This window comes from Pseudomonas fluorescens, from assembly GCF_040448305.1.
GTDB classification, from domain to species: Bacteria; Pseudomonadota; Gammaproteobacteria; order Pseudomonadales; family Pseudomonadaceae; genus Aquipseudomonas; species Aquipseudomonas fluorescens_BH.
On record NZ_CP148752.1, the window covers coordinates 1,742,273 to 1,756,020 of the forward strand.

A 13,748-nucleotide genomic window follows, 5' to 3' on the forward strand; every position below is an offset into this window, starting at 1 on the left:
GTATCCATTCCTGCGGTAACGACGACTTATGGTTCCGCTCTTACAGCGGGTCACTTTGGCAAACGCCCCAAAGTAACCAAAGGTCTCGCCCCTTACGTACGGCCCCTCGCTAAGGCTCGGCGTTCCTTCGCTCCGGTATTCATCCGGGGGCATTGCCCTCCGGTCGGCTTCGCTTCGACCTACATGCAATGGGTTCGACTGCGTCGAACGGCGCTGCGCGCCAATCCCCGGATGAACACCTCCACTCAGCCTCCCGAGGGGGCGGGTGGATCAAGATCAAAAGCTGCAGGCGAGCTAACGCTCGGCCTGTTGAGTGGTGAAGCGCAGAGGGTGTACGCCGCTTTTGCTTTTGCTTTTGATCTTCTTGCCCCCTCGAGAGGCCGAGTGGAGGTTCTGCGCAGTGGGCAACCCGGCATGGATGCCGGGTTAGCCGCCGCCGGCCATGGATGGCCGATGGCGGCGGGTCCACGGAGCAGGACCGGAGCGAGGGAATGCCGAGCCTTGGCGAGGCACCGAACGTAAGGGGCAAGAGCCCTTTGGTTACTTTGGGGCTTTTCCAAAGTAACCCGCTGTAAAAGCGGAACCGTAAGTCGCCGCTACCTAAATAACGGAAATGTACACAATTAAAAGAGGCAAACAAAAACGGCCCCTATATAAATAGAGGCCGTCTCCGGTACAACTCAACACGCTACAGCATGAATCTTACTTGCGGTCTTCCAGCTTGGTGATGTCACGCGACTCGTAGCCGGTGTACAGCTGGCGCGGGCGGCCGATCTTGTACGGGCTGGAGAGCATTTCCTTCCAGTGGGAGATCCAGCCGACGGTCCGCGCCAGGGCGAAGATCACGGTGAACATGCTGGTTGGAATGCCGATCGCCTTGAGGATGATCCCCGAGTAGAAGTCGACGTTCGGGTACAGCGAGCGCTCGATGAAGTACGGGTCGGTCAGGGCGATCTCTTCCAGGCGCATGGCCAGTTCGAGTTGCGGATCGTTCTGGATGCCCAGTTCCTTCAACACTTCGTCGCAGGTCTGCTTCATCACGGTGGCGCGCGGGTCGCGGTTTTTGTAAACGCGGTGACCGAAGCCCATCAGTTTGAACGGATCGTTCTTGTCCTTGGCCTTGGCGATGTACTTGTCGATGTTCGAAACATCGCCGATTTCATCGAGCATGGTCAGTACGGCTTCGTTGGCACCGCCGTGGGCAGGGCCCCACAGTGCAGCGATGCCGGCGGCGATGCAGGCGAACGGGTTGGCACCCGAAGAGCCGGCCAGGCGCACGGTGGAGGTCGAAGCGTTCTGCTCGTGGTCGGCATGGAGGATGAAGATCCGGTCCATGGCCTTGGCGAGTACCGGGCTGATCGGTTTGATCTCGCACGGGGTGTTGAACATCATGTGCAGGAAGTTTTCCGCGTACGACAGATCGTTGCGCGGGTACATCATGGGTTGGCCCATGGAGTACTTGTAAACCATCGCTGCCAGGGTCGGCATCTTGGCAACCAGGCGGATCGCGGAGATTTCGCGATGCTGCGGGTTATTGATGTCCAGGGAGTCGTGGTAGAACGCCGAGAGGGCGCCGACTACGCCGCACATGACGGCCATCGGGTGGGCGTCGCGACGGAAGCCGTTGAAGAAGGTCTTCAGCTGCTCGTGAACCATGGTGTGGTTCTTCACGGTGCTGACGAACTGGGCCTTCTGTTCTGCGGTCGGCAGTTCGCCGTTGAGCAGCAGATAGCAGGTTTCCAGGTAGTCCGACTTTTCAGCCAGCTGTTCGATCGGGTAGCCGCGGTGCAGCAGAATGCCGTTGTCGCCGTCGATATAGGTGATCTTCGACTCGCACGAGGCGGTCGACATGAAGCCTGGGTCAAAGGTGAAACGGCCCGTGGCCGTCAGGCCCCGAACATCGATAACATCGGGACCAACGGTGCCGGTTAAAATGGGCAGCTCGACGGGGGCTGCGCCCTCGATGATCAACTGCGCTTTTTTGTCAGCCATGTGGCCTCCTATTTATGCTTGAAATCATCAGACAGACCCCCCACGCAGGGCCCGCACCACTATAGTGAGATAAATTCGAATGTCAATTTGCCTAAAGTCTTGCTCCAGAAGGCTTTAACCGGACTTTTTTCTCGAAATTGGCTGCCATTTACGCCTTTTATGTCAGTTGCGCAATCAGCTGTTCGGGTTAGGTGTTTGCGTTGTCATTAGTAGCCTAACTGTCTATACTCGGCCACCGACCGCCAAGGGCTTTTGGGCTTGCTTTCATTGGGGGTCGCATCCCTGGGTGGTGGTTACCTGACCAGTGCACTCCCCAACAACTTTGCCCTGATTGTTAGGGGCTCTTCAGTGTGAAAAAAAAGCCGTGAAAAGCCAACGACCTGTAAACCTAGACCTAAGGACCATCAAACTCCCAGTCACTGCTTACACGTCCATCCTTCACCGAATCTCCGGTGTCATCCTCTTCGTGTGCCTTGCCATCATGCTTTACGCATTGGACAAGTCGCTGAGTTCCGAGGAAGGCTTCGGTCAGGTGAAAGCGTGTCTGACCAGTCCGCTAGCCAAGCTAGTGACATGGGGCATCCTGTCCGCTCTGCTGTATCACCTGGTAGCCGGTGTGCGCCATTTGATCATGGACATGGGCATCGGTGAGACGCTGGAAGGCGGCAAGCTGGGCTCGAAAATCGTTATCGCCGTTTCCGTGGTGGTAATCGTTCTGGCAGGAGTTTGGATATGGTAACTAACGTCACGAACCTGTCGCGTTCGGGCCTCTATGACTGGATGGCGCAACGTGTGTCTGCGGTCGTTCTCGCGGCTTACTTCATCTTCCTGATCGGATACATCGTGGCCAACCCTGGCCTCGAGTACGCCCAGTGGCATGAACTGTTCGCCCACAACGGAATGCGTATCTTCAGCCTCCTGGCCCTCGTTGCCCTCGGCGCTCACGCCTGGGTCGGCATGTGGACCATCGCGACCGACTACCTGACGCCAATGGCGTTCGGCAAGTCCGCGACGGCTATACGTTTCCTTTTCCAGGCAGTATGCGGCGTTGCGATGTTCGCTTACTTCGTCTGGGGCGTGCAGATTCTCTGGGGTATCTGAGTCATGGCTAACATTCCAACGATTTCTTTCGACGCCATCATTATTGGTGGTGGCGGTGCCGGCATGCGCGCAGCGCTGCAACTGGCACAGGGCGGTCACAAGACTGCCGTGATCACCAAGGTTTTCCCGACCCGTTCGCATACTGTATCCGCCCAGGGCGGCATCACCTGCGCAATCGCGTCCGCTGACCCGAACGATGACTGGCGCTGGCACATGTACGATACCGTCAAGGGTTCCGACTACATCGGTGACCAGGACGCTATCGAATACATGTGTCAGGAAGGCCCGGCTGCCGTTTACGAGCTGGACCACATGGGTATGCCATTCTCGCGTACCGAGCAAGGTCGTATCTACCAGCGTCCATTCGGCGGTCAGTCCAAGGACTACGGTAAAGGCGGCCAGGCTGCGCGTACTTGCGCTGCGTCCGACCGTACCGGTCACGCACTGCTGCACACCCTTTATCAGGGCAACCTGAAAGCCGGTACCGTGTTCCTGAACGAGTACTACGCTGTCGATCTGGTGAAGAACGGCGAAGGCGAGTTCGTCGGCGTGATCGCCATCTGCATCGAAACCGGCGAAACCACCTACATCCGTGCCAAGGCCACCGTACTGGCTACCGGCGGTGCAGGTCGTATCTACGCTTCGACCACCAACGCCCTGATCAACACCGGTGACGGCGTTGGCATGGCGCTGCGTGCTGGCGTGCCGGTACAAGACATTGAAATGTGGCAGTTCCACCCGACCGGTATCGCCGGCGCTGGTGTACTGGTTACAGAAGGTTGCCGTGGTGAAGGTGGATACCTGATCAACAAGCACGGCGAGCGTTTCATGGAGCGTTATGCTCCGAACGCCAAAGACCTTGCCGGTCGTGACGTTGTTGCCCGCTCGATGGTTAAAGAGATCATCGCCGGCAACGGTTGCGGTCCGAATGGCGACCACGTGATGCTCAAGCTCGACCACCTGGGCGAGGAAGTGCTGCACAGCCGTCTGCCAGGCATCTGCGAACTGTCGAAGACTTTTGCGCACGTTGACCCGGTTGTTGCTCCGGTTCCGGTTGTTCCGACTTGCCACTATATGATGGGCGGCGTTGCCACCAACATTCACGGCCAGGCGATCACCCAGAACGGCGAAGGCGTCGACGAAATCATCCCTGGCCTGTTCGCAGTGGGTGAAGTGGCTTGCGTATCGGTTCACGGTGCCAACCGTCTGGGCGGCAACTCGCTGCTCGACCTGGTGGTATTCGGCCGCGCTGCCGGCCTGCACCTGGAAAAGGCGCTGACCGATGGTATCGAATACGACGACGCCACCGACGCCGACATCCAGGCTGCCCTGGCGCGTCTGTCCGCCCTGAACGAGCGTACCGAAGGCGAAGACGTGGCTACCCTGCGTCGCGAGCTGCAAAACTGCATGCAGAACTACTTCGGTGTATTCCGTACCGGCGAATACATGCAGAAGGGTATTGCCCAGCTGGCTGATCTGCGCAAACGCATCGCCAACGTGAAGATCAACGATAAGTCGCAGGCGTTCAACACTGCACGTATCGAAGCGCTGGAACTGCAGAACCTGCTGGAAGTGGCCGAAGCCACCGCCATCGCTGCCGAAGTACGTAAAGAGTCCCGTGGTGCTCACGCCCGTGAAGACTTCGAAGATCGCGACGATGAAAACTGGCTGTGCCACACCCTGTACTTCCCGGGTGACAAGCGCGTGACCAAGCGTGCCGTGAACTTCTCGCCGAAGACTGTTCCGACTTTTGAACCTAAGATTCGGACTTATTAAGGGTGGCCGCCATGTTGCAAGTCAGCGTTTATCGTTACAACCCTGATCAGGACGCCGCGCCGTTCATGCAGGAATTCCAGGTCGATACCGGTGGTAAAGACCTGATGGTGCTGGACGTGCTGGCCCTGATCAAAGAGCAGGACGAGGGTTTCTCCTATCGTCGCTCTTGCCGTGAAGGTGTTTGCGGTTCCGACGGCATGAACATCAACGGCAAAAACGGCCTGGCCTGCGTCACGCCGCTGTCTGCTGTCGTAAAAGGTAACAAGTTGATCGTTCGTCCTCTGCCAGGTTTGCCGGTTATCCGTGACCTGGTCGTCGATATGAGCATCTTCTACAAGCAATACGAAAAGGTTAAGCCATACCTGCAGAACGACACGCCGGCTCCGGCCATCGAGCGCCTGCAGTCCCCTGAAGAACGTGAAAAGCTCGACGGTCTGTACGAGTGCATCCTGTGCGCTTGCTGCTCGACTTCCTGCCCGTCCTTCTGGTGGAACCCGGACAAGTTCCTGGGTCCAGCTGCCCTGCTGCAAGCGTACCGCTTCCTGGCAGACAGCCGCGACACCAAGACGGCCGAGCGTCTGGCTGCGCTGGATGACCCGTTCAGCGTATTCCGCTGCCGGAGCATCATGAACTGCGTCAGCGTATGTCCGAAAGGCCTGAACCCGACTAAGGCCATCGGTCACATCCGTAACATGTTGCTCTCGAGCGGCGTGTGATTCAGCTGCTGTACCCGCTGTACCCGTAGATGCTACGGCGCAGGCTTCAACCGGCGCCGTAGTTTTAACCTGAGCAGCAGCTTAAAAGGCTGCGGCTCTTATTTTGAAGAAATGAGACAAGCAGGGGCATCCGGGCTGGTACCCGGACTATCAGTGTGATCCTAGTGGCTTGTTTTGGTCGCTGCATTCGGACTTCTGCAAGTTTGCTCGGTGTCGACACCGATGGTGTTCCCCTAACCGAGGGTGACCAAGCATGCAAGAAAGCGTGATGCAGCGCATGTGGAACAGTGCCTACCTATCCGGTAGTAACGCTGCCTATGTGGAAGAGCTTTACGAGCTCTACCTGCACGACCCTAACGCTGTGCCAGAAGAGTGGCGCACCTACTTCCAGAAGTTGCCTGCTGACGGCAACTCTGCCACCGATGTTTCGCACTCCACAATTCGCGATCATTTCGTCTTGCTGGCAAAGAACCAGCGCCGCGCCCAACCGGTTTCCGCCGGCAGCGTGAGCAGTGAGCACGAGAAGAAGCAAGTTGAAGTGCTGCGATTGATCCAGGCCTACCGTATGCGTGGCCACCAGGCAGCCCAGCTTGACCCGCTGGGACTGTGGCAGCGTCCTGCACCTGCAGACCTGTCGATCAATCATTACGGCTTGACCAATGCCGATCTTGATACGACCTTCCGTGCCGGCGACCTGTTCATCGGCAAAGAGGAAGCGAGCCTACGCGAAATTCACGAAGCGTTGCAGCAGACATATTGCCGCACCATCGGCGCTGAGTTCACGCACATCACCGATTCCGAGCAGCGCCAGTGGTTCCAGCAGCGTCTGGAAAGCGTGCGCGGTCGTCCGACGTATTCCGCCGACATCAAGAGCCACCTGCTCGAGCGCGTGACCGCCGGCGAAGGCCTGGAAAAATACCTGGGCACCAAATACCCGGGTACCAAGCGTTTCGGTCTGGAAGGCGGCGAAAGCCTGATTCCGATGCTCGACGAGCTGATCCAGCGTTCCGGTTCCTACGGCACCAAGGAAATCGTCATCGGCATGGCCCACCGTGGCCGTCTGAACGTGCTGGTCAACACCTTCGGCAAGAACCCGCGCGAGCTGTTCGACGAGTTCGAAGGCAAGAAGAAGGTCGAGCTGGGTTCCGGTGACGTGAAATACCACCAGGGCTTCTCGTCCAACGTGATGACCTCCGGTGGTGAAGTTCACCTGGCCATGGCGTTCAACCCGTCCCACCTGGAAATCGTTTCCCCGGTGGTCGAGGGTTCGGTTCGCGCCCGTCAGGACCGTCGTAACGATCCGACCGGTGAGAAGGTTCTGCCGATCTCCATCCACGGTGACGCTGCTTTCGCAGGTCAGGGCGTGGTCATGGAAACCTTCCAGATGTCGCAGACCCGCGGTTTCAAGACCGGCGGTACCGTGCACATCGTGATCAACAACCAGGTCGGTTTCACCATCAGCAACCCGCTGGACTCGCGTTCCACCGAGTACGCGACCGACGTTGCGAAAATGATCCAGGCGCCGATCCTCCATGTGAATGGTGATGATCCGGAAGCCGTATTGTTCGTGACCCAGCTGGCCATCGACTACCGCATGCAGTTCAAGCGTGACGTGGTGATCGACCTGGTCTGCTACCGTCGTCGCGGCCACAACGAGGCCGACGAGCCAAGCGGCACCCAGCCGATCATGTATCAGCAGATCACCAAGCAGCGCACCACCCGTGAGCTGTATGCCGATCGTCTGACCCAGGGCGGTGTGCTGGACGCAGAGCGTGTTCAGGCGAAAGTCGACGAATACCGCAACGCGCTGGACAACGGTCTGCACGTGGTGAAGAGCCTGGTCAAAGAGCCGAACAAAGAGTTGTTCGTGGATTGGCGTCCGTATCTGGGCCACGCCTGGACCGCACGTCACGACACTCGCTTCGATCTGAAGACCCTGCAGGAACTGTCCGCCAAGCTGCTGGAAATTCCGGAAGGCTTCGTGGTTCAGCGCCAGGTCGCGAAAATCTACGAAGACCGTCAGAAGATGCAAGCCGGCGGCCTGCCGATCAACTGGGGTTACGCCGAAACCATGGCGTACGCGACCCTGGCGTTCGAAGGTCACCCGATCCGCATGACCGGCCAGGACATCGGCCGCGGTACGTTCTCGCACCGTCATGCTGTCTTGCACAACCAGAAAGACGCGGGCACCTACATCCCGTTGCAGAACCTGTACAACGGCCAGCCACGTTTCGACCTGTACGATTCGTTCCTGTCCGAAGAAGCCGTACTGGCGTTCGAATACGGTTACTCGACCACCACGCCTGATGCGCTGGTGATCTGGGAAGCCCAGTTCGGCGACTTCGCCAACGGAGCCCAGGTGGTTATCGACCAGTTCATCACCAGTGGCGAGCACAAGTGGGGCCGTCTGTGCGGTCTGACCATGCTGCTGCCGCACGGTTATGAGGGTCAGGGGCCGGAGCACTCCTCGGCTCGTCTGGAACGTTACCTGCAGCTGTGCGCCGAGCACAACATTCAGGTAGCCGTGCCGACTACGCCGGCACAGATCTATCATTTGCTGCGTCGTCAGGTGATTCGCCCGCTGCGCAAGCCTTTGATCGTTCTGACTCCGAAGTCGCTGTTGCGCCACAAGCTGGCCATCTCGACGCTGGAAGATCTGGCCGAAGGTTCGTTCCAGACCGTCATCCCGGAAATCGATGCCCAAGACCCGAAAAAGGTCGAGCGCGTTGTTCTGTGTAGCGGCAAGGTCTACTACGACCTGCTGGAAAAACGCCGTGCCGAAGGTCGTGACGACATCGCTGTCGTGCGTATCGAGCAGCTGTACCCATTCCCTGAGGACGACTTGAAGGAAGTCCTGGCGCCTTACACCAACGTCAAGCATGCCGTGTGGTGTCAGGAAGAGCCGATGAACCAGGGTGCGTGGTACTGCAGCCAACACCACATGCGTCGCAGCATCAGCAACCTCAACAAGTCTCTCGTACTCGAGTACGCGGGCCGTGAGGCTTCTGCTGCACCAGCATGCGGTTACGCATCGATGCACGCCGAACAGCAGGAAAAACTGCTGCAAGACGCCTTTACTGTTTAACGCCTTCGCGCACCTGAAACCGAATTTAAGGAACCACAGACAATGGCTATCGAGATCAAAGCCCCCACTTTCCCGGAATCGGTTGCCGATGGCACCGTTGCCACCTGGCACAAACAACCGGGCGACGCGGTCAAGCGCGACGAACTGATCGTCGACATCGAAACCGACAAAGTCGTGCTGGAAGTGCTGGCTACCGCTGACGGCGTGCTGGGCGCTATCGTCAAGAACGAAGGCGAAACCGTTCTGTCCGACGAAGTCCTGGGCTCCATCGTTGAAGGCGGCGCTGCTGCTGCCGCACCGGCTGCCGCTGCTGCTCCGGCCGCTGCTGCCGCTGCTCCTGCTGCTCCTGCTGCCAGCGCTGACGAGGACGCTATCGCAGCTCCGGCTGCTCGCAAGCTGGCCGAAGAAAACGGCATCAACCTGGCTTCCGTCAAAGGCACCGGCAAAGATGGTCGTGTAACCAAGGAAGACGTGGTTGCCGCTGTCGAAGCCAAGAAAGCTGCTCCTGCTGCCGCACCTGCCAAGGCTGCTGCTCCGGCTGCCGCTGCTCCTGTGTTTGCCGCTGGCGACCGCATCGAGAAGCGCGTACCGATGACCCGCGTTCGTGCCACCGTGGCCAAGCGTCTGGTTGAAGCTCAATCGAACATGGCGATGCTGACCACTTTCAACGAAGTCGACATGACCGAAGTCATGGCCCTGCGTTCGAAGTACAAGGATCTGTTCGAGAAGTCCCACAACGGCGTGCGCCTGGGCTTCATGTCGTTCTTCGTAAAAGCAGCTACCGAAGCGCTGAAACGCTTCCCGGCTGTCAACGCGTCGATCGACGGCGGCGACATCGTTTACCACGGCTACGCTGACGTCGGCGTTGCAGTTTCCAGCGATCGCGGTCTGGTTGTACCGGTTCTGCGTAACGCCGAACTGATGAGCCTGGCTGAAATCGAAGGCGGCATCGCCACCTTCGGCAAGAAAGCCCGTGACGGCAAACTGTCGATGGACGAAATGACCGGTGGTACTTTCACCATCACCAACGGTGGTACTTTCGGTTCGATGATGTCGACTCCGATCGTCAACCCGCCACAAGCAGCCATCCTGGGCATGCACAACATCATCCAGCGTCCTATGGCCATCAACGGCCAAGTCGTTATCCGTCCGATGATGTACCTGGCACTGTCCTACGATCACCGTCTGATCGATGGCAAAGAAGCTGTGACCTTCCTGGTGACCATCAAGAACCTGCTGGAAGATCCGGCTCGTCTGTTGCTGGATATCTGATAGAAGCAGCCATGAGCTGCAAGCCCGGGCTGTCGGAAAACCCGCAGCCTGGCTTGCCGCTCGCGGCTTGAAGCTTTTCGCTAAAGAGGATTTTTTGAATGTCGCAGAAATTTGACGTAGTAGTGATCGGCGCGGGCCCTGGCGGTTACGTGGCTGCCATCAAGGCCGCTCAGCTGGGCCTCAGCACTGCCTGCATCGAGAAGTACACCGACAAGGAAGGCAAACTGGCTCTGGGCGGTACTTGCCTGAACGTCGGCTGCATTCCATCCAAGGCCCTGCTGGACAGCTCGTGGAAATTCCACGAAGCCCAGGACGGTTTTGCGATCCACGGTATCAATCACGCTGGCGTGACCATGGACGTGCCAGCGATGGTCGGCCGCAAGGCCAACATCGTCAAAGGCCTGACCTCCGGCGTTGCGACCCTGTTCAAGGCCAACGGTGTGACCTCGATCCAGGGTCACGGCAAGCTGCTGGCCGGCAAGAAAGTCGAAGTCACCAAGCCAGACGGCTCGGTTGAAATCATCGAAGCCGAAAACGTCATCCTGGCTCCAGGTTCGCGTCCGATCGACATTCCGCCAGCTCCGGTTGACCAGAATGTGATCGTCGATTCGACTGGCGCCCTGGAATTCCAATCCGTGCCTAAGCGTCTGGGCGTGATCGGCGCTGGCGTGATCGGTCTGGAACTGGGTTCGGTCTGGTCGCGTCTGGGCGCGGAAGTGACTGTCCTGGAAGCCCTGGACACCTTCCTGATGGCAGCGGACACCGCTGTTTCCAAGGAAGCGCTGAAAACCCTGACCAAACAGGGCCTGGACATCAAGCTGGGCGCTCGCGTAACCGGTTCCAAAGTGAACGGCGACGAAGTCGTGGTTAACTACACCGATGCCAAGGGCGAACAGAACATCACTTTCGACAAGCTGATCGTAGCCGTTGGTCGCCGTCCGGTGACCACTGATCTGTTGGCTGCCGACTGCGGCGTGACCCTGGACGAGCGCGGTTTCGTGCACGTTGACGATCACTGCGCCACCACCGTACCGGGCGTTTACGCCATCGGCGACGTGGTTCGCGGCATGATGCTGGCGCACAAGGCCTCGGAAGAGGGCATCATGGTTGTCGAGCGCATCAAGGGCCACAAGGCCCAGATGAACTATGATCTGATCCCGTCGGTTATTTATACTCACCCGGAAATCGCATGGGTCGGTAAAACCGAGCAGGCCTTGAAAGCTGAAGGCGTTGAAGTTAACGTCGGCACCTTCCCGTTCGCAGCCTCTGGCCGTGCCATGGCTGCCAACGATACCGGTGGTTTCGTCAAGGTCATCGCTGATGCCAAGACAGACCGCGTACTGGGCGTCCACGTGATTGGCCCAAGCGCTGCAGAACTGGTTCAGCAGGGCGCGATCGGTATGGAATTCGGCACCAGCGCTGAAGACCTGGGCATGATGGTTTTCTCCCATCCGACCCTGTCTGAAGCCTTGCACGAAGCTGCTTTGGCAGTGAATGGCGGCGCCATCCACATCGCCAACCGCAAGAAGCGTTAAGACATAATAAGAAACCACGGCGGTTTGGCCCGTCGTGAGCCTTGCATGCAAGACTCACCGCGGAATATCCGCTGGACGCAGTCTTGCATAGCTGCACCGGGTATCCGGAAAGGCTATGCAAGCAGCAGTCACAGGTGGTGCGGCACTTGAATGAGTGCAGCACCGAATGCGCAGTACCTAACGAAGACGGTAATAAGCATGAATCTTCACGAGTATCAGGGTAAGCAGCTGTTCGCTGAGTACGGCCTGCCAGTTTCCACCGGTTATGCGGTAGACACCCCGGAAGCAGCAGCAGAAGCTTGCGACAAAATCGGTGGCAGTGAGTGGGTTGTCAAAGCCCAGGTCCACGCCGGTGGTCGCGGTAAAGCGGGCGGCGTAAAGCTGGTTCGCAGCAAAGAAGACGCCAAAGCCTTCGCACAGCAGTGGCTGGGCAAGCGTCTGGTGACTTACCAGACTGACGCCAACGGTCAGCCAGTCACCAAGATCCTGGTTGAATCGTGCACTGATATCGCTAAAGAGCTGTACCTGGGCGCTGTCGTTGACCGTTCGAGCCGTCGTATCGTGTTCATGGCTTCCACCGAAGGTGGCGTGGACATCGAGAAAATCGCTCACGACACTCCAGAAAAAATTCTGAAAGCCACTATCGATCCACTGGTTGGCGCTCAGCCATTCCAGGGTCGCGAATTGGCTTTTCAGCTGGGTCTGGAAGGCAAGCAAGTTGCCCAGTTCGCCAAGATCTTCGTAGGTCTGGCCAAACTGTTCAAGGATCACGACCTGGCCCTGTTGGAAGTGAACCCGCTGGTGATCAAGGCTGACGGCGATCTGCACTGCCTGGACGCCAAGATCAACATCGACGCCAACGCCATGTACCGTCAGCCTAAGCTGAAGACTTTCCACGATCCGTCGCAGGACGATCCGCGCGAAGCGCACGCTGCCAAGTTCGAACTGAACTACGTAGCGCTGGAAGGCAACATCGGTTGCATGGTCAACGGTGCTGGCCTGGCCATGGGTACCATGGACATCGTCAACCTGCATGGCGGCAAGCCAGCCAACTTCCTCGACGTGGGCGGCGGTGCTACCAAGGAACGCGTTACCGAAGCGTTCAAGATCATCCTGTCCGACACTAACGTCGCTGCAGTACTGGTCAACATCTTCGGCGGCATCGTTCGTTGCGACATGATTGCCGAAGGCATCATCGGCGCTGTGAAAGAAGTCGGCGTGAAAATCCCGGTTGTTGTTCGCCTTGAAGGCAACAACGCTGAGCTGGGCGCTAAAGTACTGGCAGAAAGCGGTTTGAACATCATCGCTGCTACCAGCCTGACCGACGCTGCTCAACAAGTTGTCAAAGCTGCGGAGGGCAAATAATGAGCGTCCTGATCAATAAAGACACCAAAGTTATCTGCCAGGGTATTACCGGTTCGCAAGGTAGTTTCCACACCCAGCAAGCCATCGAGTACGGCACCAAGATGGTTGGTGGTGTAACTCCAGGCAAAGGCGGCACCGAGCACCTGGGCCTGCCAGTGTTCAACACCGTGAAAGACGCTGTAGCTGCCACTGGCGCCACCGCCAGCGTGATCTACGTTCCGGCTCCTTTCTGCAAGGACTCGATCCTGGAAGCTGCTTTCGGCGGCATCAAGCTGATCGTGTGCATCACCGAAGGCATTCCTACCCTGGACATGCTGGACGCTAAAGTTAAGTGCGACGAGCTGGGCGTAGTCCTGATCGGCCCTAACTGCCCAGGCGTGATCACCCCAGGCGAATGCAAGATCGGCATCATGCCAGGTCACATTCACTTGCCAGGCAAGGTCGGTATCGTTTCCCGTTCCGGCACCCTGACCTACGAAGCTGTGAAGCAGACTACTGACGCCGGTTTCGGTCAGTCGACTTGCGTCGGCATCGGTGGTGACCCGATCCCGGGTTCGAACTTCATCGACATCCTGAAGCTGTTCCAGGAAGACCCGAAGACCGAAGCGATCGTGATGATCGGTGAGATCGGCGGTTCGGCTGAAGAAGAAGCGGCTGCCTACATCAAGGCACACGTGACCAAGCCGGTTGTTTCCTACATCGCTGGTGTGACTGCTCCTCCGGGCAAGCGCATGGGCCATGCTGGCGCAATCATCTCTGGCGGCAAAGGCACTGCAGACGAGAAATTCGCTGCTCTGCAAGACGCAGGCGTTAAAACCGTGCGTTCGCTGGCAGACATCGGCAAGGCCCTGGCCGAGCTGACCGGTTGGGCTGTCAAGTAAGCCTCGCGCTTAGCTGACGCTTCAC

At 58.3% G+C, this 13,748-nt stretch carries 10 protein-coding genes; 9 read left to right on the plus strand and 1 reads right to left on the minus strand.

The genetic code is table 11. The annotated features are described in order from the left end of the window. Positions 1 to 702: 702 nt before the first annotated feature. Positions 703 to 1,992 (minus strand): citrate synthase, encoded by a 1,290-nt coding sequence (gene gltA, locus WHX55_RS07925; RefSeq protein WP_056721677.1) that lies wholly within the window; start codon positions 1,990 to 1,992, stop codon positions 703 to 705. 364 nt (positions 1,993 to 2,356) lie between these two features. On the opposite strand from gltA, the gene sdhC reads away from it, so the two are divergent. The 9 genes from sdhC (at position 2,357) to sucD (ending at position 13,723) form a co-directional block, all read left to right on the plus strand. Beyond that, positions 2,357 to 2,731, plus strand: coding sequence for a succinate dehydrogenase, cytochrome b556 subunit (gene sdhC / locus WHX55_RS07930; protein WP_032829628.1), 375 nt, complete (start codon positions 2,357 to 2,359; stop codon positions 2,729 to 2,731). Then, positions 2,725 to 3,093: a succinate dehydrogenase, hydrophobic membrane anchor protein gene (sdhD, locus tag WHX55_RS07935; RefSeq protein ID WP_008049683.1), complete on the plus strand. Its 369-nt coding sequence runs from the start codon at positions 2,725 to 2,727 to the stop codon at positions 3,091 to 3,093. Before sdhC ends, sdhD begins: the two co-directional genes overlap by 7 nt. Positions 3,094 to 3,096: 3 nt before the next feature. Next, positions 3,097 to 4,869, plus strand: a complete 1,773-nt coding sequence (gene sdhA / locus WHX55_RS07940) for a succinate dehydrogenase flavoprotein subunit (RefSeq protein WP_150724526.1) — start codon at positions 3,097 to 3,099, stop codon at positions 4,867 to 4,869. Between the two features lie 11 nt (positions 4,870 to 4,880). Continuing rightward, positions 4,881 to 5,585 (plus strand): succinate dehydrogenase iron-sulfur subunit, encoded by a 705-nt coding sequence (locus WHX55_RS07945; protein ID WP_150724527.1) that lies wholly within the window; start codon positions 4,881 to 4,883, stop codon positions 5,583 to 5,585. Positions 5,586 to 5,838: 253 nt separating this feature from the next. After that, entirely contained in the window at positions 5,839 to 8,670 is a 2,832-nt protein-coding gene (locus WHX55_RS07950) for a 2-oxoglutarate dehydrogenase E1 component (RefSeq protein WP_150724528.1), read from the plus strand. Between the two features lie 42 nt (positions 8,671 to 8,712). After that, complete coding sequence (odhB, locus tag WHX55_RS07955) at positions 8,713 to 9,942, plus strand: 2-oxoglutarate dehydrogenase complex dihydrolipoyllysine-residue succinyltransferase (RefSeq protein ID WP_353742363.1); 1,230 nt, start codon at positions 8,713 to 8,715, stop codon at positions 9,940 to 9,942. A 98-nt stretch (positions 9,943 to 10,040) separates the two neighbouring features. Further along, a complete protein-coding gene (gene lpdA / locus WHX55_RS07960) occupies positions 10,041 to 11,477 on the plus strand; it encodes a dihydrolipoyl dehydrogenase (RefSeq protein ID WP_007998079.1) in 1,437 nt (478 codons plus the stop codon). A 198-nt stretch (positions 11,478 to 11,675) separates the two neighbouring features. After that, positions 11,676 to 12,842 (plus strand): ADP-forming succinate--CoA ligase subunit beta, encoded by a 1,167-nt coding sequence (gene sucC, locus WHX55_RS07965; RefSeq protein ID WP_007919879.1) that lies wholly within the window; start codon positions 11,676 to 11,678, stop codon positions 12,840 to 12,842. Beyond that, on the plus strand, positions 12,842 to 13,723 hold the full coding sequence (gene sucD, locus WHX55_RS07970) for a succinate--CoA ligase subunit alpha (protein WP_007919877.1): 882 nt from the start codon (positions 12,842 to 12,844) through the stop codon (positions 13,721 to 13,723). The genes sucC and sucD overlap by 1 nt, the downstream gene beginning before the upstream one ends. Positions 13,724 to 13,748: the final 25 nt, after the last annotated feature.

Bases quoted from the DNA above. Each gene is read 5' to 3' on its own strand.
- gltA (WP_056721677.1), bottom strand. From the start codon at position 1,992: ATGGCTGACAAAAAAGCGCAGTTGATCATCGAGGGCGCAGCCCCCGTC.
- sdhD (WP_008049683.1), top strand. From the start codon at position 2,725: ATGGTAACTAACGTCACGAACCTGTCGCGTTCGGGCCTCTATGACTGG.
- sdhA (WP_150724526.1), top strand. From the start codon at position 3,097: ATGGCTAACATTCCAACGATTTCTTTCGACGCCATCATTATTGGTGGT.
- WHX55_RS07945 (WP_150724527.1), top strand. From the start codon at position 4,881: ATGTTGCAAGTCAGCGTTTATCGTTACAACCCTGATCAGGACGCCGCG.
- WHX55_RS07950 (WP_150724528.1), top strand. From the start codon at position 5,839: ATGCAAGAAAGCGTGATGCAGCGCATGTGGAACAGTGCCTACCTATCC.
- odhB (WP_353742363.1), top strand. From the start codon at position 8,713: ATGGCTATCGAGATCAAAGCCCCCACTTTCCCGGAATCGGTTGCCGAT.
- lpdA (WP_007998079.1), top strand. From the start codon at position 10,041: ATGTCGCAGAAATTTGACGTAGTAGTGATCGGCGCGGGCCCTGGCGGT.
- sucC (WP_007919879.1), top strand. From the start codon at position 11,676: ATGAATCTTCACGAGTATCAGGGTAAGCAGCTGTTCGCTGAGTACGGC.
- sucD (WP_007919877.1), top strand. From the start codon at position 12,842: ATGAGCGTCCTGATCAATAAAGACACCAAAGTTATCTGCCAGGGTATT.